General features: G+C 71.7%; 2 protein-coding genes. Both read left to right on the forward strand.

Translation table 11 applies throughout. The features are described from left to right. A partial coding sequence (locus G6021_RS17450; RefSeq protein WP_241736563.1) for a prolyl oligopeptidase family serine peptidase occupies positions 1–1175 on the forward strand: 1175 nt, incomplete at its 5' end. Next, the gene (locus tag G6021_RS13705; RefSeq protein ID WP_182641522.1) at positions 1153–2343 is read left to right on the forward strand and encodes a M20 family metallopeptidase; all 1191 of its coding nucleotides are present in this window, start codon (positions 1153–1155) and stop codon (positions 2341–2343) included. The genes G6021_RS17450 and G6021_RS13705, both read left to right, overlap by 23 nt. Positions 2344–2352: the final 9 nt, after the last annotated feature.

The raw sequence follows: 2352 nt of genomic DNA on the forward strand, positions 1-2352 counted from the left end.
GGATGATCGTCCGCAGCGACCACTCCGCGGAGCGCATGGGCCTGATCGCGGTGGTCGCGGACGAGGAGAGCACGGAGTCCTGGCCGGTGGCCTACCGGGAGGACGCGGACCTGGACCGGGTGGAGGTGAGCCTGGACCGTTCGACGGCGGTGCTGCTGTGGAACGTCCGCGGGGGCTTGTCGGAGATCGAGGTGCTCGACCTGAGCGGGGACCGGCCGCGGGTGATCGTCAGACCGCCGCTCCCCGAGGTCGTGGCGTCCTCGCCCACCCTCACCGCCGACGGCCGTCTGCTGGCGCTCACCGTGCAGAGCCTCGACCAGCCGCCGCGCATCGTCATGTACGACGTGGAGCGACGGAGGTGGACGGGAGAGCCGCCGAGGCAACCGGATCCGGCGCCGGTGCTGGTCCACTTCACGGCCCGCGACGGGCTGGAGTTGTCCGGCTGGCTGTACCGCGCAGACCCGGCCGACGAACCGACGCCCACGGTCGTGTACCTCCACGGCGGGCCCGAGGGACAGTCCCGGCCGGGGTACAACGACCTCGCCCGCCGGTACCTCGACATCGGCGTGACCTACTTCGCGCCCAACGTGCGTGGGTCCACGGGGTCCGGACGCTTCTTCAGCCACGCCGACGACCGCTACGGCCGCTTCGCGGGGATCGACGACGTCGAGGACGCGCTGTTGCACCTGGTCGAGGCGGGCATCGCCGACCCCGACCGGGCGGTGGTCTCGGGCCGCTCCTATGGCGGGTATCTGGTGAACGCGACCCTGGTCCGGCACCCCGGGCGGTGGCGAGGGGGCATCGCGGCGTGCGGGATGAGCGATCTCCAGAGTTTCTACCGCACCACCGAGCCGTGGATCGCCGCCGCCGCCTATCCCAAGTACGGGAACCCGCTGCAGGAGCGGGAACTACTCAGGGAGGCGTCGCCGCTACATCTGTATCACCATGTCGACGTCCCCGTGCTCTTCGTCCACGGGGCACACGACACCAATGTGCCGCTCAGCGAGACGGAGCAGGCCGTGGAGGCCTTGCGTCGCCGCGGCGTACCGGTGGACGTGCTGCTCTTCGAGGACGAGGGTCACGAGTTCGTGAAATTGGCCAACAGGCAGCTGCTCGGGGACCGGGTGGTCGACTTCTGTCAGGAGGTGTTCGGTGTTCGGACGCAAGAAGAGTGAACCCGGCGACGCGGACGGGTTCGAGGGACGACTGATCGGGTGGCGGCGCCACATCCACGCCCACCCCGAGTTGTCCTACGAGGAGACCGAGACCACCGACTACATCGAGGGTGAGCTCCGGTCGATGGGGCTCGAGCCGACGCGGTTCCGGATCGGCACCGGCCTGTGGTGCGACGTCCCGGCCGCCGACGGCGCCACCGCGACGGACGTCGTGGCCCTGCGCGCGGACATCGACGCACTGGCCATGGGCGAGGACTCCGGCGAGCCCTTCGCCTCGGAGGTCGACGGGGTCGCCCACACGTGCGGTCACGACGGCCACACCGCGATGCTCCTGGGCGCGGCCGAGATGCTGGTCGCCGACCCGCCGCCGCGCCCCGTGCGCCTGATCTTCCAGCCGGCGGAGGAGACCATGCCGGGTGGCGCCAAGGACTGCGTCGAGGAGGGCGTGGTGGAGGGCGTGGACCGCATCCTCGCGCTGCACTGCGACCCGCACCGCCGTGTCGGCGAGGTGGGCGTGACCGGCGGCGCCATCACCTCGTCCAACGCCAAGATCGGCATCACGGTCCACTCGGACGGCGGGCACACCGCCCGGCCCCACGAGACCCAGGACACGGTCTTCGCCCTGGCGCAGATCGTCACGGGGGTGACCGCTGTGGTCGACCGGACGATCGACCCGCGCTCGGGAACGGTCCTGACCTGGGCCTCGGTCAAGGCCGGAGGCACCGCACCCAACGTCATCCCCGACTCGGGGCAGCTGTGGGGCACGCTGCGCAGCGCCGACCGCGACGTGTGGGCCACGGCGGAGCCCGTCGTCCGCGAGGCCGTCGAGACGATCGCCGCGACCTACGGGGTCCGCGCCGAGGTCGACTACGTCCAGGGCGTGCCGCCGGTGGTCAACGACGAGACCTGCGCCGACCTGGCCGCGTCGGCCGTCGAGCAGGTGCTCGGTGCCGACGGGGTGGGCACCGCCGTCCAGTCCAGCGGAGGCGAGGACTTCGCCTGGTACACCGAGGAGATCCCCGGCGTCTACCTGCGGCTGGGGGTGTGGGACGGCGAGTCCGAGGAGACCGACCTGCACCACCCCGGGTTCGTCCTGGACGAGGCCGCACTGCCCCACGGCGCCCGGATCTTCGACGCCTTCGCGAGGGCGGACCGACCCGCGGGATGACCGGCCGAC

Source organism: Dietzia sp. CW19, assembly GCF_014145265.1.
Classification (GTDB): domain Bacteria; phylum Actinomycetota; class Actinomycetes; order Mycobacteriales; family Mycobacteriaceae; genus Dietzia; species Dietzia natronolimnaea.